At 48.9% G+C, this 20,875-nt stretch carries 22 protein-coding genes and 1 other annotated feature; of the genes, 8 read left to right on the top strand and 14 right to left on the bottom strand.

Annotation, left to right across the window (positions count from 1 at the left end; translation table 11 throughout):
* Positions 1-156: 156 nt before the first annotated feature.
* From Q0852_RS04405 to Q0852_RS04395, 3 genes are all read left to right on the top strand, one after another.
* Positions 157-1,491 (top strand): sodium-dependent transporter, encoded by a 1,335-nt coding sequence (locus Q0852_RS04405; protein ID WP_299014410.1) that lies wholly within the window; start codon positions 157-159, stop codon positions 1,489-1,491.
* A 142-nt stretch (positions 1,492-1,633) separates the two neighbouring features.
* Positions 1,634-2,326 carry a TIGR01621 family pseudouridine synthase gene (locus Q0852_RS04400; protein ID WP_299014970.1) on the top strand — a complete coding sequence of 231 codons (693 nt, stop codon included), beginning with the start codon at positions 1,634-1,636 and terminating at the stop codon, positions 2,324-2,326.
* Between the two features lie 501 nt (positions 2,327-2,827).
* Complete coding sequence (locus Q0852_RS04395) at positions 2,828-3,775, top strand: class I SAM-dependent methyltransferase (protein WP_299014408.1); 948 nt, start codon at positions 2,828-2,830, stop codon at positions 3,773-3,775.
* Between the two features lie 44 nt (positions 3,776-3,819).
* On the opposite strand, the gene Q0852_RS04390 is transcribed toward Q0852_RS04395, so the two are convergent.
* The 12 genes from Q0852_RS04390 to Q0852_RS04335 all read right to left on the bottom strand — a co-directional run bounded on the left by Q0852_RS04390 (position 3,820) and on the right by Q0852_RS04335 (position 15,090).
* Entirely contained in the window at positions 3,820-4,218 is a 399-nt protein-coding gene (locus tag Q0852_RS04390; protein ID WP_299014406.1) for a GspS/AspS pilotin family protein, read from the bottom strand.
* A gap of 46 nt (positions 4,219-4,264) precedes the next feature.
* Positions 4,265-4,564: a YciI family protein gene (locus Q0852_RS04385; RefSeq protein ID WP_299014403.1), complete on the bottom strand. Its 300-nt coding sequence runs from the start codon at positions 4,562-4,564 to the stop codon at positions 4,265-4,267.
* Between the two features lie 96 nt (positions 4,565-4,660).
* Entirely contained in the window at positions 4,661-5,059 is a 399-nt protein-coding gene (yciA, locus tag Q0852_RS04380) for an acyl-CoA thioester hydrolase YciA (RefSeq protein WP_299014400.1), read from the bottom strand.
* Between the two features lie 15 nt (positions 5,060-5,074).
* On the bottom strand, positions 5,075-5,614 hold the full coding sequence (locus tag Q0852_RS04375; RefSeq protein ID WP_299014397.1) for a septation protein A: 540 nt from the start codon (positions 5,612-5,614) through the stop codon (positions 5,075-5,077).
* Positions 5,615-5,846: 232 nt separating this feature from the next.
* Entirely contained in the window at positions 5,847-7,103 is a 1,257-nt protein-coding gene (locus tag Q0852_RS04370; protein WP_299014395.1) for a dicarboxylate/amino acid:cation symporter, read from the bottom strand.
* Between the two features lie 339 nt (positions 7,104-7,442).
* A complete protein-coding gene (trpA, locus tag Q0852_RS04365) occupies positions 7,443-8,252 on the bottom strand; it encodes a tryptophan synthase subunit alpha (RefSeq protein WP_299014393.1) in 810 nt (269 codons plus the stop codon).
* Entirely contained in the window at positions 8,252-9,442 is a 1,191-nt protein-coding gene (gene trpB / locus Q0852_RS04360) for a tryptophan synthase subunit beta (protein ID WP_299014390.1), read from the bottom strand. Before trpB ends, trpA begins: the two co-directional genes overlap by 1 nt.
* A gap of 14 nt (positions 9,443-9,456) precedes the next feature.
* A complete protein-coding gene (trpCF, locus tag Q0852_RS04355; protein ID WP_299014387.1) occupies positions 9,457-10,827 on the bottom strand; it encodes a bifunctional indole-3-glycerol-phosphate synthase TrpC/phosphoribosylanthranilate isomerase TrpF in 1,371 nt (456 codons plus the stop codon).
* Positions 10,828-10,829: 2 nt separating this feature from the next.
* Entirely contained in the window at positions 10,830-11,840 is a 1,011-nt protein-coding gene (gene trpD / locus Q0852_RS04350) for an anthranilate phosphoribosyltransferase (protein WP_299014384.1), read from the bottom strand.
* A gap of 22 nt (positions 11,841-11,862) precedes the next feature.
* A complete protein-coding gene (locus tag Q0852_RS04345) occupies positions 11,863-12,465 on the bottom strand; it encodes an aminodeoxychorismate/anthranilate synthase component II (protein WP_299014967.1) in 603 nt (200 codons plus the stop codon).
* A gap of 34 nt (positions 12,466-12,499) precedes the next feature.
* Positions 12,500-14,080 carry an anthranilate synthase component 1 gene (locus tag Q0852_RS04340; RefSeq protein ID WP_299014382.1) on the bottom strand — a complete coding sequence of 527 codons (1,581 nt, stop codon included), beginning with the start codon at positions 14,078-14,080 and terminating at the stop codon, positions 12,500-12,502.
* Complete coding sequence (locus tag Q0852_RS04335; protein ID WP_299014381.1) at positions 14,077-15,090, bottom strand: bifunctional 3-deoxy-7-phosphoheptulonate synthase/chorismate mutase; 1,014 nt, start codon at positions 15,088-15,090, stop codon at positions 14,077-14,079. The genes Q0852_RS04340 and Q0852_RS04335 overlap by 4 nt, the downstream gene beginning before the upstream one ends.
* Before the next feature lie 95 nt (positions 15,091-15,185).
* Positions 15,186-15,282: a sequence feature (Trp leader region), on the bottom strand.
* 121 nt (positions 15,283-15,403) lie between these two features.
* Between Q0852_RS04335 and Q0852_RS04330 the strand changes: the two genes are divergently transcribed.
* From Q0852_RS04330 to rluB, 3 genes are all read left to right on the top strand, one after another.
* On the top strand, positions 15,404-16,285 hold the full coding sequence (locus Q0852_RS04330) for a PHP domain-containing protein (RefSeq protein ID WP_299014380.1): 882 nt from the start codon (positions 15,404-15,406) through the stop codon (positions 16,283-16,285).
* 8 nt (positions 16,286-16,293) lie between these two features.
* On the top strand, positions 16,294-16,914 hold the full coding sequence (locus Q0852_RS04325) for an L-threonylcarbamoyladenylate synthase (RefSeq protein ID WP_299014379.1): 621 nt from the start codon (positions 16,294-16,296) through the stop codon (positions 16,912-16,914).
* A 182-nt stretch (positions 16,915-17,096) separates the two neighbouring features.
* Entirely contained in the window at positions 17,097-18,101 is a 1,005-nt protein-coding gene (gene rluB, locus Q0852_RS04320) for a 23S rRNA pseudouridine(2605) synthase RluB (RefSeq protein ID WP_299014378.1), read from the top strand.
* Between the two features lie 71 nt (positions 18,102-18,172).
* On the opposite strand, the gene Q0852_RS04315 is transcribed toward rluB, so the two are convergent.
* A complete protein-coding gene (locus Q0852_RS04315; RefSeq protein WP_299014377.1) occupies positions 18,173-18,934 on the bottom strand; it encodes a YciK family oxidoreductase in 762 nt (253 codons plus the stop codon).
* A gap of 106 nt (positions 18,935-19,040) precedes the next feature.
* Here Q0852_RS04315 and sohB point away from each other — a divergent pair, with 106 nt between their 5' ends.
* Both sohB and Q0852_RS04305 read left to right on the top strand, forming a co-directional pair.
* Complete coding sequence (gene sohB / locus Q0852_RS04310) at positions 19,041-20,102, top strand: protease SohB (RefSeq protein WP_299014375.1); 1,062 nt, start codon at positions 19,041-19,043, stop codon at positions 20,100-20,102.
* Between the two features lie 8 nt (positions 20,103-20,110).
* Positions 20,111-20,518 (top strand): DUF805 domain-containing protein, encoded by a 408-nt coding sequence (locus tag Q0852_RS04305; RefSeq protein WP_299014374.1) that lies wholly within the window; start codon positions 20,111-20,113, stop codon positions 20,516-20,518.
* 68 nt (positions 20,519-20,586) lie between these two features.
* Here Q0852_RS04305 and Q0852_RS04300 read toward each other — a convergent pair whose 3' ends face one another.
* Positions 20,587-20,847 carry a YciN family protein gene (locus Q0852_RS04300; protein ID WP_299014373.1) on the bottom strand — a complete coding sequence of 87 codons (261 nt, stop codon included), beginning with the start codon at positions 20,845-20,847 and terminating at the stop codon, positions 20,587-20,589.
* Positions 20,848-20,875: the final 28 nt, after the last annotated feature.

Raw genomic sequence — 20,875 nt, 5'->3', positions numbered from 1 at the left:
ATAATTGCGGGCTTCACATTATATTCCCAAACTGTTTTACTTGCCAATGAAGAGGGTGTGATTGATACTTTTAAGGTTGTATATAATAGTTTACACCAAGGTGGGCGCAGCATGAAAACAGCAACACCTAATGATTAATTAATTAGAGATTCTAGTATGGCAAGTGGATCAAGAGCGCAATTCAGCTCACGGATAGGTTTTATTTTGGCTGCGGCAGGTTCTGCCGTTGGCCTCGGGAACATTTGGGGATTTCCGACTCAGGCGGCAAGTAACGGTGGTGCTGTCTTTCTTCTCGTATACTTGTTGATGGTATTTGCATTGGCATACCCTTTGTTGGTTGCCGAACTGACCATCGGTCGTTATGGCAGTGCCAACCCTATTAAGTCATTGAGGGCGGTGTGGCCACAGCAGCGTGGTATTGCGGCAATTCTTGGCATTGCCGGGATGATTGCGGTATCTATGATCCTGAGTTTCTATGCGATTGTTGCTGGCTGGTTGTTTGGTTTTCTTGTTGGGCCGGTGCTTGAAGCCATCGGGATGGTTTCAGCGGCGAACTGGCTTGAGTCATTCAGTGCCAGCCGCAATCTTGTTCTGATGATTGCGTTTATGGTGCTGACCATTCTTGTTGTACGTAATGGGGTTGCGGATGGTATTGAACGTTGGTCTACCCGTTTGATGCCGGTGCTGCTGGGGTTGTTTGTCGTCATGGTGGCTTATATCCTGACACAGGATGGTGCTATTAAAGGCTTGAAGATGTACCTGGTTCCAGATTTTTCACAAGTGAGTCCTGGGCTGGTGGTGAGTGCAATGGGGCAGGCATTCTTCTCGTTGTCACTGGGGGTCTGTTCGATGATGGTTTATGGTTCTTACATCAAAAAAGATGTCAACTTGCCGAAAACTGCGGCGCAAGTGGCTATGCTAGATACCTCTGTTGCCTTTATTGCCGGCCTGCTTATCTTGCCGGCGATGTTTGTGGCTCAGCATAATGGTGTGCAGATTTATAGTGAAACGGGCGCATTGTTGTCATCGGATACGCTGGTATTTAGCGTATTGCCAGCCATGTTCGATACCATGGGGGCAGGTGGTTTGTTCATTGGTGTACTGTTCTTCGTTCTGATGGTGATTGCAGCATTGACTTCATCTATTTCGATGCTGGAAGTACCGGTTGCCTGCGCAACGGAAGAGCTACAACAGGATCGAAAAGTGGCGGTATGGTGGATTGGCGGTTTGATCACCCTGTTCTCAGCCATCATCGTTTTCAATTTCGGGGATATGTTTGGCTTGGTGATCTCCTTGACCACTGAGTTTGCCCAGCCAATTCTTGGAATGCTGTTTGCTTTGCTCGTTGGTTGGGTATGGAAGCGCGATAAAGTCCTACAGGAAATTAAGGAAGGTTATCCGGAACTTGAGCAAAGCTTGTTTTGGAAGATCTGGCCTTGGTACGTACGAGTGGTTTGTCCTTTATTGATGTTGTTTGTATTTTTTGCCTAAGGCAAATACGACATTACCCGTATCGAAAGCCGCTCTGTTGAGCGGCTTTTTTGTGTTAAGGGGGGGACGAGTGACTGGTATCTCAGTGCTAAGGGTATATACTTCGCATTTCGTTTTTTCTTCAGCTCAATGGTGTCAGTCTATGTTCTCTCTGGTTTATCAACATCCTGATTTTTTGGTTATTAATAAACATCCGGGAGTGAGTGTTCACAAAGACGATAACGATCAGCCTTTACTGGCTGAAGTGGCCAGGCAGACTGGTGATGAGAAGCTCTATCTGATCCACCGTCTCGATAAGATGACATCGGGTTTGTTGTTGTTGGGACGTAATCGTGATGCAGCTTCAGCACTTTCGACTAATTTTGCCCAACGAGAGGTGGAAAAATATTATTTGGCTATTGGGACGAAGAAGCCAAAGAAAAAGCAGGGAGCGGTGATTGGTGATATGACTCGCTCGCGCCGAAGCAGCTGGAAGTTGGAAAGCAGTAAAGACAACCCGGCCGTAACTCAATTTTTCTCTGCTGCAGCAGGTAATGGGCGTCGCCTGTTTTTATGTAAGCCTCATACGGGAAAAACCCATCAAATTCGCGTAGCACTGCGCAGTGTTGGCTCAGGTATTACCGGTGATGAGATTTACGGTTGTGAGAATGCAGACCGCGGCTATTTACACGCGTTTGCATTGCGTTTTCCTTACAAAGGGGAATTGCAGCAGTTTGTCTCTATTCCTGAACAAGGTGAATTATGGCATGTCGCAGAGGTTCAAGATGCTTTGCAAGAATGGCAAAGCCCATGGAGTCTCACTTGGCCGAAGTTGTTACTAAAAAGTAAGTCCTAAGTGCACACTCTTGTATCAAAAAATCGCAAAAAAGGCATTAGCGGTCACTATTGATACAAATGCGCTGAAATTACCAAATAAATTATGCTAAGTGACGGTTAATTGAGCAAGTGGCATTATATTGTTGATAAAGATCACATATAATGCCTGTCTAGGATTTACCTAGACAGAGGGTTACAATGCGCCGCCTTACACGTTCCATGTCGCTTCAAATGCGACTGAAGAAGAAAAAGAATAAATCGCGTTTTTGGAGCCTGGCGTCATTACGTCGAAATCGTCAAAAAATAAAATCCCACCTCAAACGTCAACGACAAGTTCGTATCACCGCTGAATATGTCGTCCTTGCAAGTCATCGCCTCCCTGATGAAACCTCTAAATTAGTCGCCTGAACACTATTTACTATTCAGTTTAGTATTACTTCTCAGCCGGAATAATTGTGTGGCATGGTGTAAGAGATTGGTATTAAAATAGCGCCTTTATTTCATTAAACGCTGTAGATTTATGGAAACGAGTGCGCTACCTACTTTAGAACAACACCTGTTAAACGAATTGACGTCGCCACCGACAGAAGTTCGTCGACTATTTCATGGCCGAGGCCGCTGTTGGCAGGGGTTGGAGCAGCTTACTGTCGACTGGTTAGGCGGGCAGGTACTGGTTTCTCTGTTTAAAGAGCCTTCAGAGTCCTTTCTGACGGCGTTACAGCAAATGCTAACGGCGTTGGCAGAAACTCAAACCTGGCAGCAAAGCGGGGCTTCATCATTGCTGCTTCAGCATCGGGACCGACAGGGATCGCCGGTGGATGTGCTGTGGGGTGAGGAGCGTGAATATCAGGATGTGGTGGAAAACGGTCTGACTTTCAAGTTGGATTTGGGGCGCAAGCAGAATAACGGCTTGTTCCTTGATATGCGCTATGGTCGTGATTGGGTGATGCGTCATGCTGATGGTAAGCGAGTTCTTAACTTATTTGCCTATACCTGTGGTTTCTCTGTCGCTGCGATTGAAGGTGGAGCAGAGCATGTCGTGAATTTAGATATGGCAAAGGCCGCTCTGAGTCGTGGTCGCGACAACCATCACCTGAACAAGCATGATTTGAAGAAAGTGAGCTTTTTGGGCCACGAACTGTTTAAGTCTTGGGGCAAGGTGAGAAAACTGGGGCCTTACGATTTAATCATTATTGATCCGCCATCTTTCCAGAAAGGCAGCTTTGCCTTGACTAAAGATTACCAGAAGATCCTGCGCCGTTTGCCGGAGTTATTGATGGAAAATGGTCAGGTTGTGGCCTGTGTTAATGACCCTGCAGTTTCTGCCCAGTTCTTGATTGATGGTATGGCAGCGGAAGCGCCAGAGCTAACGTTTACTGAGCGTTTGGATAATCCACCGGAGTTTAAAGATATCGATCCAGAAGGTGGGTTGAAAGTGCTGGTGTTTAATCGAGAAAAATCAGCATAAAACGCGATCGATGGATACCGCCTGGCCAGCAGGCGGTATGAGTATTATTGTTCAGCTACCGGATTAAGTGCTTTACAGTAATCGGTATAAACAGACTGTTCAGCCATTTTCCGGCCTCGCATATCCATTACTACGATATTGTAGCTAACGCCTTCATCAAACAGCGGGGTGAGCTCATTGTTCTTGCAATAGTTTACGGCTGCATTTTTAACGGCAATCGAAGGGGCTACTTTTCCGCCGCCGCCATACAAGATGGTAATTTCGACGGTTTTTTCTCGCGCCTGCGCCTTCATAATGCGGTATTCGCCGATTTTGTCATAGGGTGCTTTGTTATTAATGGCTGATGCCCGGCTTTTGGCCAGGGCAATGGCGGCATCGTCTTGGTTTGATGCACAACCGGCCAGAACAAGCAATGCGATGCATGCACATGTTTTTTTAAGCATTGGACTTATTGTTCTCGTTTTGTCGCTGATATCTAATATAGGCCTGTTAAGGCAGGACTTTTTTGAAAGGTTTTACAATAACCTTTTCATAGACACCAGCTTCAATATAAGGGTCGGTATCGGCCCAAGCTTGGGCATCTGAAAGAGAATTGAATTCGGCGATAACGGTTGAACCGGTGAAACCCGCTTCACCAGGGTTTTCGCTGTCAATAGCCGGCATAGGGCCCGCGACAAGCAGACGACCTTGATCTTGCAGGTCATTCAGGCGAGCCAGGTGTTTATCGCGAACACTCATGCGGCGCTCTAAGCTATTTTCAACGTCTTGAGAAAAAATCACATACCACATTCGCAGTTATCTCCCTTATAGAAGCGATTGAGTTTTCGTATCTTAACCAATAAAAAAAGCCCTAACCAGAGGTTAGGGCTTTTTTGACCGTGTCGCTTAAGATTTTTTGATTGGTCGTGGACGACCCTCACTATTGATAGCGACATAGTTGAAGGTTGCTTCGCAAACGCGGTAGCGATCACCGACTTCTTCATGGGAAACCGGTTTTACCCAGACTTCCAGAGCAATGCTCATTGAAGTGTTGCCAATTCGGCTACATTCACCATAACAGCAAACGACATCGCCAACGCTGACAGGGGCTTTGAAAGCAATACTGTCAACGGAGACGGTAACTACTCGTCCACCAGAAATTTCTTTTGCCAAAATGGCACCGGCTAAATCCAGCTGGGACATAATCCAGCCACCGAAGATGTCGCCGTTGGCGTTGGTATCTGCTGGCATTGCTAATGTGCGGAGCAACAGCTGTCCGCGAGGGATATTATTCTCTTTGGTCATGCTTCGACTCTTCTACTACTCTGAATCGGTTTCTTTGGGCGTATGGTGGTAAATATATCCGCCGGTGGCAAGGGTAAAGATTAAAGTTAAGGCTAATAGGCCGAAGACTTTAAAGTTGACCCAGACATCCAGAGGCAGACGAAAGGCAATATAAATATTGGCCAAGGCACAAATAACGAAAAACAGAATCCAGGCAAAATTGATTCGTTTCCAAATCAGTTCCGGTAGTTGAATTTCGTTACTGAGCATTCCTTTGATTAGTGGTTTGCCAAGGTACTGGCTGATCGCCAGGCCACCGGCAAACACGGTGTAAATAATGGTGACTTTCCATTTTATGAAGTTGTCATCATGGAGCACGAGGGTTAGTCCACCGAAGACAGCAACCATAACAAAAGTGACCAGCTGCATTTTTTCTACTTTCTTGTACAGGAACCAGGTCAGTACTAGCTGTATTGCCGTTGCTACGATTAAGGCGCCGGTTGCAGCATAAATGTCCTGGAGCTTGTATAGCGTAAAAAAGATGATCAGAGGAATAAAATCGATCAATTGTTTCATTAAGTTACGGCCTTATTATCGCATGGCTCTGCAGAACTACGCGGAATGAAAGTTTTCTAAGCCGCTAGTATACCCAAACTGTTCCGATATGCAGAGTCTACCAGTGCTGTTGTGCGGGGCGATGAATTTTTATACCTTAGCAATACCAAAGCTTTTGGTATAAAAATTTGGTATAAAAAAGCTGTCGGCAAAATACCGACAGCCTGCATTGTGTTTGGTTCTATAAGCTGAGTTAAGCGCTTTGAGGCTTTTTTTCTGTTGTTTGGGTTGGTTCTTCGCTCACCATATCATTGATGATAACGGCACAGGCGGCATCACCGGTAATGTTCAGGGCGGTACGGATCATATCGAAGATTCGGTCAAGGGCGAACAGTAGCGGGAGGCCTTCAATCGGGATACCGGCAGAAAGTAACACGGCAACAACCAGGAATGATGGACCAGGAACACCTGCCTGGCCAACAGCACCAAGGGTCGACGTTATGATAATCGCAACGTAGGCACCCATGCCAAGGTCAATATTGAACATTTGTGCGAAGAAGATGGCTACCAGACCGTAGTAGATGGCGTTACCACTCATGTTGATGGTTGCACCGAGCGGTAAGACAAACGATGCAGTTGAGTTCTTCACGCCTAGCTCTTCTTCACAGGCTTCCATGGTAACTGGCAGGGTGGCCATAGATGACGCTGTTGAAAGGGCTACAGCCTGCGGTTTTTTCATTACCGACAAGAACTTCATTGGCGAAGTTTTGCTTAGTAGCTTGATAAGCAGCGGGTAGAAAACAAAACCGTAAATCAGGATGGCTGCAACATAAACGACAAATAGTTTGAATACCACCATCAGGGCACTGAAACCAAAAGTACCTACCGCATCAGACATCAGGCCGAAAACACCAAGCGGGGCAACTTTCATTACCACGTTGATCATCCAGACCATAGCATCAACGATGGCATTAACACCGTTGATCAGAGGATCACGTCGCTCTTTTTCCAGTTTTGACACAGCAATACCAAAGAAAAGGCAAAACACTAGAATTTGTAGAATATTTGCTTCATTCAGTGACTGGAATACGTTGGTTGGGATCATACCCAGAACAGTTGCCCAGAAGGTAGGAAGATCACCTTTGTCGGCATAGACGTTGGAGAACATCCCTTCGACACCAGTAAGATCAACACCGATTCCCGGTTCAAACACTTCCCCCATAAAGAGTGCAAGTCCTACGGCTACGGCTGAAGTCATGGCAAAGAAGCCTAGAGTAGCAAAACCAACTTTACCAGCCGAGTGGCTGCTACCCAGACCAGCAGCACCCGAAATGATGGCAACTGCAACCAACGGGATGACGAGCATTTTGATCAAGTGGATGAAAATACTACCTAGCGGCGCAAACATGCTGGCAGAGTGCCCCATCATTGCCCCGGCGAGTGTACCTATACACATTGCAATGACGACCTGAACGCCGATATTGTTCAATAATCCTTTCTGTTTTAACACCTTAGATACCTCTGTTGTGTTTGTTAGTCCTGTCTGGAGTTAAGTGTTGTTATTGTTGTAAATATTGGTGTGATATTTCATAGGTGTGTTTTTATGCGCAATTGCGAGTGATCGTAGTTACTATTTTAACATTTGGTGTTAACAGCTTCGCTACTTTATGACGGGTTTTTGAGGGGTTCTTTGATCTAACACGGGTTTGGTACTGAAAGTTTGAGCTGTTTGTTTGGTTCTGTTGCAAAAAGCCGCACAGGGTGCGGCTTGGTTTATGTAGAACTTCTATTAATGAGTCATTCTTAAGGTGACTGTTTCAGTCGGTTGCTTAAGCACATAGCCTCGTCTTTAACCTTGTTTTGTTGCTGCTTTCATTGAACTGATAAATTGATGCATTTCGCTGATCATGGCCTGTTCGTTCCCCAGGTTTTTCTCGATAACTTTTACCACCGCTGAACCAGAGATCGCTCCTGCGGCTCCTGCGTTCAGTGCATCTTTGACTTGCTTAGGTTCAGAGATCCCGAAGCCAAGCAGTGCTGGTGGTGCATTATGCGCTTTAAGGCTTTCCAGAAGGTGGTTAACCGGCATGCCTGCTTTGGTTTCGGCTCCGGTTACTCCGGCGCGTGATAGCAGATAGGTATAGCCGCCGCTGTATTCAGAGACCGCTTTCAGTGTGGTTTCATCGGCATTTGGTGGGGCGATGAAAATCGGGTGGATACCGTATTTTTTAGCCGCAGCCCGGAATTCTGCCGATTCTTTTATTGGCACATCGGCGACCAGTACGGAGTCTACGCCGGCGGAGGCACATTTCTGATAAAAGCTCTCGATCCCGGAAGAAAAAACCAGGTTGGCGTACATGAGCAAGCCAATTGGGATGTCTGGGTACTTTGCTCTAATAGTGGCGAGGAGATTGAAGCAGACACCTGGGGTTGTACCTGATTCGAGGGCACGGATCGTTGCCCCTTGAATGGTCGGGCCATCAGCCAGTGGATCGGAGAAAGGGATCCCAAGCTCCAGGGCATCGGCTCCAGATTCAACTAAAGTCTCGATAATCTTCAGTGACAGCTCCGGATTTGGATCTCCTATAGTGACGAAAGGGACAAATGCGCCTTCATTTTTTCTTGCCAACCGGTCAAATTGTGCTTGATAACGATCCATTACAGCGCTCCCTTTGCATCTAAAATATCGTGTACGGTAAAAATATCTTTGTCGCCGCGGCCGGAGAGGTTAACGACCAGTAATTGTTCTTTTTCTGGTTTGGCTTTGATCATTTTCAGGGCATAGGCCAGGGCATGGGCTGACTCAAGGGCCGGGATAATACCTTCGCTCCGGGCCAGTTCCTGGAATGCATCGAGAGCCTCATCATCGGTTACGGATTCGTAAACAGCCCGGCCGGTTGCGTTGAGGTGGGCATGCTGTGGGCCGACTGAAGGGAAATCCAAGCCAGCCGAAACTGAGTATGATTCTTCGACTTGGCCATGTTCGTCCTGCATCAGCGGTGCTTTCATACCGAAGAAAATCCCTAGTTTGCCGTGCTTGAGTGGTGCGCCGTGCATATTGGTATCCAGACCTTTGCCCGCGGGCTCAACGCCGATCAGGCCCACTTCCGGATTTTCGATAAAGTCAGCAAAGATACCGATAGCATTAGAGCCACCGCCTACGCAGGCAATAACGGCATCTGGCAAACGGCCTTCTTTTTCCAGAATTTGTGCCTTGGTTTCTTCCCCGATGATATGCTGGAATTCGCGTACTATGGTTGGGAACGGGTGTGGACCGGCGGCCGTACCAAGCAGGTAATGGGCAGTGTCATAGCTTGCAGACCAGTCACGCATTGCTTCGTTGCATGCATCTTTCAGGGTGGCTGAGCCGGAGTGGACGGGGATTACTTCAGCGCCCATCAGTTTCATTCGGAATACGTTCGGGCTCTGACGTTCGACATCTTTGGCCCCCATGTAAACTCGGCATTTCAGTCCCAGTAGGGCACAGGCGAGGGCGGTTGCAACACCGTGCTGGCCCGCACCGGTTTCGGCAATGATTTCTGTTTTGCCCATACGCTTTGCCAGCAGTGCCTGACCCAGCACCTGGTTGGTTTTGTGCGCACCGCCATGCAGTAGATCTTCACGCTTGAGGTACAGTTTGGCCTTGGTGCCTTTAGTCAGGTTTTGGCATAGGGTTAGCGCTGTCGGGCGACCTGCATATTCTTTTAGCAGGGTGATAAACTCTTGCTGAAAGCTTGGGTCTTGCTGCGCTTCGATGAAGGCTGCCTCTAATTGGTCGAGGGCCGGAACCAGAATTTGTGGTACGTACTGGCCACCAAATTCTCCGAAATAGGCTTCTAGTTTGCTCATAATTATATTCTTCCTTAATACTTTCGGATTGCAGCAAATGCCGCATTCAATTTCTTCTTATCTTTTTTGCCCGGTTTGCTTTCTACACCTGAATTCAAATCCAGCCCTTTACAGCCGATTTTGGCTGCTTCGCTGACGTTTTCTGGTGTCAGGCCACCGGCCAGCAGCAGTTTTTCTTTGTCGGTATCGCTGAGTAGACTCCAGTCAAATGCTTTGCCTGTTCCGCCGAATTGCTGTCCGTTTTTGCTGTCGAGCAGGTGTTTGTCGGCAGGCCAGTGCGAAAAATCCGGAACATTGTCTTTGATACCATGTGCTTTCCAGATTTCGCAGTCTGCCGGAAGCTGGGTTTTCAGGCCTTGGATATATTCCGGTGTTTCGTCACCGTGCAGTTGCACTGCCGAGAGTGATAGGTTTTTCGCAGCCTTGGTCACTGCATCCGGATCGGCGTTGCGGAAAACACCGACGTATTTGAGTGGTGCGCCGCTCATCACCATGCGGGCTTGTTCGATGTCAACGTGGCGTGGTGAGGATGAAACAAAAATCAGGCCGCCGTATACCGCACCGCTTTGATAGGCGGCGCTGGCGTCATCGGCATGGGTCAGGCCGCAGACTTTGTTTTCTCCCAGTAACACCCGGCGTACTGCTAGTTCAAGGTTGTCTTCTGCCATCAGTGAGCTGCCAATCAGGAAGCCGTTGGCATAAGCAGAAAGTTCGCGAACCTGTTGGTTGTTGTAGATACCAGACTCTGAAATTACGATGGTATCTTCCGGTAGGCGGGGAGCCAGCTCTTTGGTCCGGTTGAGGTCGATGCTCAAATCTCGCAGGTTGCGGTTATTGATACCGACAACTTTGGCTTTTAGTGCAATAGCGCGTTCCAGTTCCTGTTCGTTGCTGACTTCGGTCAAAATTCCCAACTTCAGCTGCTTTGCAACAGCGGCCAATTCCCGGTATTCCTCATCGCTAAGCACAGAGAGCATCAGCAAGATGGCATCGGCACCGTAGTGGCGGGCCAGAAACACCTGGTAGGTATCAATCATGAAATCTTTGCACAAAACTGGCTGAGTTACCTGATTGCGTACCACGGGGATAAAATCAAAACTGCCCTGGAAGTATTTCTCATCTGTCAGGACCGAGATGGCATTGGCATGGCCATTGTAGACCTTGGCTATCTGCTTAAGATCGAAGTCATGGCGGATCAGCCCCTTCGATGGTGAGGCTTTTTTGCACTCAAGAATGAAAGCGGCCTGTTCACCGGAAAGGGCATCATAAAAGTTACGGTCGCTAGGAATGAGGCCGCCTTTGAATTCATCCAATGGTTGTCGCTGTTTTCGCTCAGCAACCCAGATCCGTTTATCGGCAACGATTTTTGCTAGTACTGTTTCCATGGTTAACCTCGTGCTGCCAGTTTTTCAACCAGTTCATATGCCTTGCCAGACTGCATGACTTCAATGGCTTTTTGCGTGTTGGCTTTTAGATCTTCGTTGCCGAACAAGCGTAGGAGAAGGGCCACATTGGCTGCGATGGCTGCTTGTTGGGCGTCGGTTCCTTTGCCGAGCAGGATATTGGTAATAATGGCTTTATTTTCTTCCGGCTCACCACCCTTGATAGCCTCAAGTGGATAGGTTTTCAGTCCGAAGTCTGCTGGTGTCAGAGTGTATTCCTTAATTTGACCATCAATGATTTCAGCAACGGCGGTTTCGCCGTGAATAGCGACTTCGTCAAGACCGCTACCGTGGACAACGGCTGCGCGCTTCATACCCATTTGGGCTATCGTCTCGGCAATTGGACGCACCAGGGCCAGGTCATAGACACCCATCAGCTCGATATTAGGTCGGGCTGGATTAATTAACGGACCGAGGACATTGAAGATGGTGCGGGTTTTTAGCGTCTGGCGAACAGGCATTGCGTGGCGAACGCCACCGTGGTATTCCGGGGCGAATAAGAAACAGACACCCAGCTCGTCGAGCGCCCCTTGGGCATTTTCCGGTGTCATGGCTAGATTGATGCCGAATTTGTCGAGCAGGTCAGAAGAGCCTGATTTACTCGACACGCCGCGATTGCCGTGCTTGGCGACTTTGATGCCACAGGCCGCTGCGACAAAGGCGGCGGTGGTTGAAATATTGATGGTATTGGCACCGTCTCCGCCGGTACCGACGATGTCGGCAAAGTCATAGTCCGGGCTCGGGAACGGATTAGCGTTGGCCAGAAGGGCACTGGCAGCTCCGGCGATTTCTGCCGGGGTTTCTCCTTTGATTTTCAGTGCAGTCAGGACGGCTGATAGCAGGATGGGATCAACGTCGCCTTTGATGATGGCATCGAACAGTGTCTGACTTTCTTCCTGGGTCAGTGATTGCTGGTCGTATAGTTTGTTTGCAATGGTATAAATTACAGCATCCATAATTTTTTTCTCCCTAAATTTGTTACACGTTGCGTCCTGGTTTGCTCGTTACCCAGTTCAGTGTATTAGTCAGTAGTTGTGCTCCTTGCGTGGTCAGGATTGACTCGGGGTGGAATTGGAAACCGCAGACGCGATCCTCGTCGTTGACTACGGCCATCACTAGGCCGTTAACATTGGCAACGATGCTAAGTTCATCTGGTACTTCAGTTGCTACCAGTGAGTGATAACGGGCGATGGATAAGGGGCTGGGAAGTGTTCCAAATACAGTATGGTCGTTATGGCTCATCATGGCGGATTTGCCATGGACAATATCTCCGGCTCCTTCGACTTTCCCGCCGTAAGCCTCGACAATTGCTTGGTGACCGAGACAGATACCGATCATAGGTATCTTGCCGCGAACTCGTTTGATCAGTTCGGGCATACAGCCGGCATCGGCTGGAGCGCCCGGGCCAGGAGAAAGCACCAGTACCGGGTTGCTTTTCTCTGCCAGCGCCTGCTCCATTTGTTCCGCGGTCAGGCTGTTGCGGTAGATAGTGACCGGATAGCCCAGCGAGCGAAACTGATCCACCAGGTTGTAGGTAAAGGAGTCAAAGTTATCCAGCAAAACGATGTGTGCTTTTGTCATGCTCTTGGTTGTGCTTTGGGTCATTGTTCGCTCCTTATACCGCCTGGCCTGGGGCACTGTGTACATGGCGGATTGCGTTGATCACAGCTTGTGCCTTGCCGCGGGTTTCGTCGGCTTCGGCCTGAGGTACAGAGTCATAAACAACGCCGGCGCCAGCCTGAACACTGGCGATACCGTCTTCAACATAGGCTGAGCGGATCACGATGCAGGTATCCATATCTCCATGGCCTGTCAGGTAACCGACAGCACCTCCATAGCTACCGCGGCGGCGCTGTTCGACTTCACGGATCAGCTGCATGGCGCGGATCTTCGGTGCTCCGGTCAGGGTGCCCATGTTCATACAAGCCTGATAGGCATGGAGGGCATCGAGATCGCCGCGGAGCTGGCCGACGACACGGGATACGAGATGCATCACATGGCTGTATCGATCGACTTTCAACAGGTCGGCGACAAAGCGGCTGCCAGGTTCGCTGATCCGGGCGACGTCATTTCGAGCGAGATCAACCAACATCATGTGCTCGGCGTTTTCTTTCATGTCGCTACGTAGCTCAAGCTCGATTCGGCCATCAAGGTCGAGGTTGATAGAGCCATTAGGGTTCTTGCCGCGCGGGCGGGTGCCAGCTATCGGATATATCTCAACCTGATTGCTTTCGGTGCAGTATTTCAGCGCACTTTCCGGCGAGGCGCCGAACAGGGTGAAATCGGTATCGTGCAGATAGAACATGTACGGACTTGGGTTGCCGACTTTTAGCTCCTTGTAGGCAACCAGTGGTGACGGACACGGCAGGGTGAACTGACGAGACGGTACCACCTGGAAAACATCCCCGTTGATGACATGCTGCTTCAGGTCGACAACTGTCTGGCAGAAGACTTCATCGCTGACGCTAGTGGCTGGTTCACATTGGTCAAGGTATTCGGCTGTCGGCAGCGGTTTGGGCTCAAGGCACGCTTCTTTGATGTGTTGCAGGCGTCGGCTGAGCTCGAAATAGCTAGTTGTGTATTCATCCCCGCCAAACAGTGTCGCCTGTAGCTTGCCCCGACGTTGCTGATGGTCGATTACCAGCAATGTTTCGGCAATATAAAAGAGATAATCGGGACAGCGGTTGTCCTGCTCGACTTCCGGAAGCGGTTCAAAGTCGGCTACGACATCGTAAGCGAATAATCCACCGAGGAAGAGGGCCTCGCGAGGGTGTCCACTGGTGTCGAAGGCATGCTGGATCATCCGCAGAGCATCGAAAGATGATAGCTGCCTTAAGCGGCTGTCTTCATCAAGAGCTCGTTCGGCGCTCGGGAAGTTCAGGATCAGGCAATGGCTTTCTCGCTGGGGCCGGATTTTGCTAGGTATGGCCTGTTCGATTGTTTGCAGGACATTCAGGCCGTTGTCTGTTAACGCTTCAAGCCGGACTTGTTTGCCACGGCAGACAATACGTACTGCAGCATCAATCAGCATCAGGCTTTTAAGATCTTGCTTGGAGTCGATTTCTGCCGACTCCAGCAATAAGCTATGGGGGCGGTCGTCGCAGACGGTATAATACAGCTCCGTCGGATCCGCTACATAAGGTACGTCCAGGCTGAGTAATTCCAGCTCACCTATACCTAAAGAGGTCGTATTCACAGCGTTCTCCCTGCCGCTTCTACAAACGGTTTTAGTTCTTGCATCAACTGTTCAAACATTGGACCTGTCAGTGCCTGATGACCATCAGATAGTGCTTCACACGGGTTGAGGTGTGATTCAACGATAATGCCGTCGGCACCGACTGCTGCTGCGGCCCGTGATAGCGGGATCACCAGTTCGCGGACACCGGTACCGTGGCTCGGGTCAACAACCACCGGTAGGTGGGTTCGCTGTTTCAGGAAGGCGACTGCATTGAGGTCCAATGTATTCCTTGTCGCTGTTTCATAAGTGCGGATACCGCGTTCACACAGGATAATGTTAGGATTTCCAGCGTCATAGATGTATTCCGCGGCCAGCAACAGCTCTTCGATAGTGGCGGAAAGTCCGCGTTTGAGCAAGACTGGTTTTTTGCTTTCGCCCACAGCTTTTAACAAAGCGTAGTTCTGCATATTGCGAGCGCCAATTTGCAGGCAGTCAATATATTCACACATTGAATCAATCTGGCTGACTTCCATGACTTCCGAAACCGTTGGAAGTCCCAGTTGTTGGTTCGCTTTGTGTAGTAGTTTCAAGCCTTCAGTGCCCATGCCCTGAAAATCATAGGGGCTGGTACGTGGTTTGTAGGCTCCGCCTCGTAATGCGACTGCGCCGTGTTTTTTTACAACTTCTGCCACAGCCAGTAATTGTTCTTCGGATTCGACTGAACAGGGGCCGGCGATTACGGCAAACTTATCACCGCCGACAGTGGCATTACCGAAGCGAACGACAGTGTCGTGCGCCTGTACTTCGCGGCTAACCATTTTGTATTTGGTCAGGATGGGTTTGACAGTTTCAACGTATGGGAAGGCGTCAAGATGAAGCTGTTGCAGTATGCGTTCATCACCTAACGCTCCCAGCACGATGCGTTCTACACCCGGCATATATAACGGCTTAAGGCCTGCTTGTTCTATTCGGCTTAGGATTTCTTTTGCCTGTTTTTCTGTTGCATTGGGCTTAAGTACGATAATCATTTGTTATTCCTTATTTTCAATGCGTTATCATGTTTTGGCGCTTAACGCATCAGGCTTAATTTGGTTTGTTGTCAGGGTATTTACGAATTTCGGGTATAAAAAAGCCCGCACTGGGCGGGCTTGCGTTTGTTCTGGCCTGTCAGGCACAGCAAATCACACCACCCGCAGAGGGAAGTGACACCACCAAGAAAAGAAAGCGCAGAGTTGATGATGAATTTGCTGTAACATGTAAATATCCTGTAATTAAAGTGATTACTGGGTAGCTACGTACTAGTAAACTAGTTCATAAAAACAAAGTCAAGAAAATAAATGTATGTTGTTTGATTTACATAGCCACACCACAGCCTCGGATGGCCGTTTGGCGCCGGAGGCGCTGGTAAAGAGAGCGGTTGACCGACGCGTTGATGTGCTTGCGATCACAGATCATGATACCGTGGCTGGGCTAGTTCCGGCGCAGCGGGCAATCGATGAAGAAAATCTGCCTTTAACTCTCATCAAGGGTATTGAAATATCGACACTTTGGCGAAATTTTGATATTCACGTTGTCGGTTTGAATATTGACCCTGAACACCCTGTGATCACTACCCTGGTTGCTGAGCAGGTTGCCCGCCGTGAAGCTCGGGCTGAGTTGATTGCTGAGCGACTGGAAAAGAACCGGATGCCGGGGGCGCTGGAAGGTGCGAAGGCGTTGGCTAACGGCGCGACGCTGACCCGGGCTCATTTTGCCCAATGGCTGGTTGAGCAGGGTTATGCCAAGAATATGCAGGCGGTATTCAAGAAATTCCTGACCCGAAATAACCCAGGTTATGTGCCGCCGAACTGGTGTTCGATTGCCGAGGCGGTTGAGGCCATTCATACTGCTGGCGGTCAGGCCGTGCTTGCCCATCCTGGTCGATACAATATGACGGCAAAATGGATTAAGCGCCTGTTGACTGCATTTGTCGAGGCGCAGGGCGATGCAATGGAAGTTTCTCAGCCGCAGCAAGCTCCGCAGGAGCGTAGGACGCTTGGTGACTACTCAATAGAATACAAATTGCTTGCTTCCCAAGGTTCCGATTTTCACTATGCCTCTCCGTGGACCGAGCTCGGACGTAACCTGTGGTTGCCAAAGGGAGTGACTGAGGTCTGGCAAGACTGGGACGTTGAAAAGAAGCGAGTTGACGAGGAGGTTCCGCTGAATTCGGAATCATTATAGGAGGAAGAATGAGCCAGTTTTTTTATGTTCACCCGGAAACACCACAGACACGCCTGATTAACCAGGCTGTAGCGATTATTCGTAATGGTGGGGTGATCGTGTATCCGACTGATTCCGGTTATGCACTGGGGTGTCAGTTGGAGAACAAGCAGGCGCTGGAGCGTATCTGCCAGATCCGCCGCCTGAATGATAAGCATAATTTTACCTTGCTGTGCCGTGATCTGTCTGAGTTGTCGCTGTATGCCCGTGTCGACAATACGGCATTTCGTTTGTTGCGTAATAATACTCCGGGTGCTTATACCTTTATCTTCAAAGGAACGAAAGAAGTCCCACGCCGCCTGATGAACCCGAAGAGAAAAACCATTGGTATCCGAGTGCCGGATAACGCTATTGCCCTGGCTTTGCTGGAAGCGTTGGGTGAGCCAATGATGTCGACATCGCTCATTTTGCCTAACAATGATGTCGCTGAATCGGATCCGGATGATATCCGTGACAAGCTGGAGCATGCTGTTGACCTTATTATTAATGGTGGTTATTTAGGTGAGCAGCCAACGACAGTGATTGATTTCAGTAATGATGAAATTGAGATTGTGCGCCTGGGGGGAGGAGACCCTGACCCCTTTAAGTGATGAGTAAGGGATTGCTTATCGTTATGACTGTCAGCTTGTAAAGTTACGACGGTTTATCATCTATTCTGTCATTTATGTGGTATCTGTGACGGGATTTTGGCATAATTCGCGGTCGCTTTAAGAGGGCTTAAAGCGTTATTGATGATATTTCGACGCCTGTGAAGGCGACAAAGGTTTGTCTGATGAGTGAAAAATTACAGAAGGTGCTGGCTCGATCTGGCCAGGGTTCGCGTCGTGAGATCGAATTAATGATCCAACATGGGCGTGTAAGTATCGACGGCAACGTTGCCAAATTAGGCGATCGTCTTGAAGATCTTAACGTTCTTGTTCGTATTGATGGTCACAAGGTCGAATTGGTTGCACCTTCTGATGAAGTGTGTCGTGTTCTGGCTTATAACAAGCCAGAAGGTGAGTTGTGTACTCGTCATGATCCTGAAGGGCGTCGTACGGTGTTTGATCGCCTTCCGCGCCTGAATGAAGGTCGCTGGGTTTCTGTTGGTCGTCTTGATGCCAATACCTCCGGTCTGTTGCTGTTTACTACTGATGGTGAACTGGCAAACCGTTTGATGCACCCAAGTCGTCGCGTTGAGCGTGAGTACATGGTACGTGTGTTCGGCGAAGTGACTGAAGATATGGTGCGTAACCTAGTTCGCGGTGTTGAGCTTGAAGATGGTATGGCCCGTTTTGAAGACGTGGTTTACGCAGGCGGTGAAGGTATGAACCACACTTTCTACGTGATGATTACCGAAGGCCGTAACCGTGAAGTTCGTCGTTTATGGGATTCTCAGGGCGTAACGGTAAGCCGACTGAAGCGTGTTCGCTACGGTGATATATTCCTGACCAAAGAGCTACCGCGTGGCGGCTGGATGGAGCTGGAACTTAAGGAAGTGAACTACCTGCGTGAAATGGTTGAACTTGAACATGAAAGCAAGACAATGCTGACAGTTGAAGGCCAGAAACGTAAGCGTGGTGTTCGCCAGATCCGTCGTGCAGTTCGTCGTCATGAAGAACGAGTGAATGAGGAATCATCACGTGGTCGCCGTGGCCGCCAGGATAACCGTCGTTCTTCTTCGCGCAGCAAGAACACAGAAGGTGCGTCACAAGGTCGCCGTAAACCTTCAGGTAATGCGGCTAATCGTCGTAACCCACTGAAAAATAAACCTGCTAAGCCTCGCACTCGTAAGTAAGGATACAGGTTTAATGATGAAAAAAAGCAGCCATTGGCTGCTTTTTTTGTATCTTGGGGGTGAACCGTTACTTAACTTGCTGCACCCGGTTTTCGTTTGGGCTGTGCATCAATGCATTGACCATGAATACCTTTACCTTCAGGTGCCATCAGATACAGGTATAGCGGCATGATATCTGCCGGTGTTTTCAGCAACGATGAATCTTCCGCAGGGAAGGCCTTGGCACGCATAGCCGTGCGGGTACCACCCGGATTGATAGCATTGACGCGAACATTACTGTTACTTAGCTCATCAGCCAGTACCTGCATCATGCCTTCGGTGGCAAATTTCGAGATAGAGTACGCACCCCAGAAAGCACGTCCTTCGTGGCCGACCGTTGATGAGGTAAAGATGATACGGCCATCTTCTGATTTTTTGACCAGCGGTAAAATAGCCTGGGTCATCAGGAACTGTGCTTTGACGTTCACCTGCATGACATCATCAAAAGTATCTTCACTAAGTTGATCTAAAGGACTCAAGACGCCCAGCAGCCCCGCGTTGTGTAGCACGCCGTCAAGGCGGCTAAATTGGCTTTCGATGGTTTCGACCATATCCTGATAGTTTTGTTTAGTGGCACCGCTAAGATCCAGAGGAATAATCGCAGGCTGGGGATAACCTAGCGTTTCAATCTCGTCGTATACGGTTTCAAGCTTAGCCACAGTTCGGCCCAGCAAAATAACAGTGGCACCGTGAGCTGCATAGCTGATGGCAGCCTGGCGGCCAATGCCATCACCGGCTCCTGTCACCAGAATAACTCGATTTTTGAGTGAATCTGCAGCGATTTGATATTCCACGAGTAACTTCCTTATTGGTTTTTTTAGTCTTCCTATTGTATTGCCATAGCAGTATAAGTGACAACTTGGTTACAATGGGGTAATTGCCAAAAGTGAGGACTCAACATTGGATTTTTTGTTTGATTACGGGCTGTTCTTGGCCAAAATCGCGACAGTAGTGATTGCGATTATCAGCATTCTTGTTTTAGCGAAAGGGTTGAGCGGTCGTCATGGTTCACAAAAAGGTGAACTGGAAGTGACGGATTTGACTGAGCAGTACAAAGAGACGGTACACCAGTTAGAGTCGCATTTGTTTGACAAGCCTTTGCTAAAAGCACGTGCCAAGGCGGAGAAAAAAGCCGATAAAGAAAAGGACAAAGCACGTCAGAATGAGGTGAAAAAGGCGGCGAAGGAAGGGGATCTTGCCCATACCCGCGAACCTCGGTTGTTTGTACTGGATTTCCACGGCAGTATCGATGCCCGCGAGGTATCGGCTCTGCGTGAAGAGATCAGCGCGATTCTGGCTGTGGCTATTGAAGGGGATGAAGTGTTGCTGCGTCTTGAGACCGGTGGCGGTATGGTTCATGGCTATGGGCTGGCATCTTCGCAACTGGATCGTCTGAAAGCGGCAGGTATCAAGCTGACCATTTCTGTGGATAAGGTAGCAGCTAGCGGTGGCTACATGATGGCCTGCGTGGCTGATAAAATCATCTCTGCACCATTTGCTGTAGTCGGCTCTATCGGCGTGATTGCCCAGCTGCCGAACTTCAATAAGCTGCTGAAGAAAAACGATATTGATTTTGAGCAGATCACCGCTGGCGAGTTTAAGCGTACGCTGACGATGTTCGGTGAAAATACCGATAAGGCGCGTGAAAAGTTCCAGACAGAGATAGAGGAAACTCATGAACTGTTCAAGCAGTTTATCGAGGTACATCGTCCGTCGCTAGAGTTGGACAAAGTCGCAACCGGTGAGCACTGGTTCGGAAAGCAAGCGCTTGAACTGGGTTTGGTTGATGATATCGGAACCAGCGATGATTATATCACTACGGCGTGTAAGGACCGTGAGGTGCTGAATATCCGTTATGTTCAGCGTAAGAAGCTGGCGGAAAAATTGGCCGGTGCTACTGGTGAAGCGGCAGATAGTTTGTTGCTTAAGTGGATTAGCCGCGGCCAGCGCCCAATCGTATAGGTTTTACAATGAATCAGAAGTGGGCACTGTTTTCTCTTCAAGGCCGGATGCGTCGCCGGGATTACTGGCTTTACAGTATACCTGTGTTGCTGGTTTCCCTTCCGGTATTTCTGTATTCCACGCCGGAAGCGACGGCTGCGAATCCGTTGCTGAATATTCTGTCGTTAGTGATTTTGGGCTTTGTGTTCTGGGCTTCACTAGCACTGAACATTAAACGTCTTCACGACAGGAATAAGAGCGGTTGGTGGGTGATCGTTACGTTTTTGCCGCTGATCGGGCCGGTATTTGTAATTATCGAGCTTGGTATTTTGGATGGTACCAAGGGGGCAAATCAGTTTGGTCAAGATCCTAAGGGACGGGGAATGCCGCCTTCAGATCAAAGTGACAATAACGATACGATGACGATTGATATCTAACAGTGCCGATTGGCCTATACGGATAGCTAGCTAACAGCCCTGCATGTGCAGGGCTGTTTTGCTTTCGATCAAGCCGAGAATTCGCTCTGTACGGTGAATTCCGGTGACAGTTTGTGTGCCAAGAATTTGAATATGTTGAAAACAGCAGTGGTCTTTTCGGTCGGCAGACCTTTCTCATCCAGGAAGTATTCGCCTTTGAACACCAGTACACCGTCTTTTTCTTCAACGGATGTGGCACGCATTCCTTCAATATAGGCGTCATGGTCTTGAATTAGTTGGTTAGCGATCATCAGTAATTCGCTTGCAGAAATTGGTTTTTTGTCGCTCATGCTGTTATCTCTTGAACTTAAAAACGAT

Source organism: uncultured Photobacterium sp. (genome assembly GCF_947502415.1).
Taxonomy (GTDB): Bacteria; Pseudomonadota; Gammaproteobacteria; order Enterobacterales; family Vibrionaceae; genus Photobacterium.
Note: the sequence above shows the minus strand (reverse complement) of the source record. Positions and strands in the feature narration are given on the sequence as shown.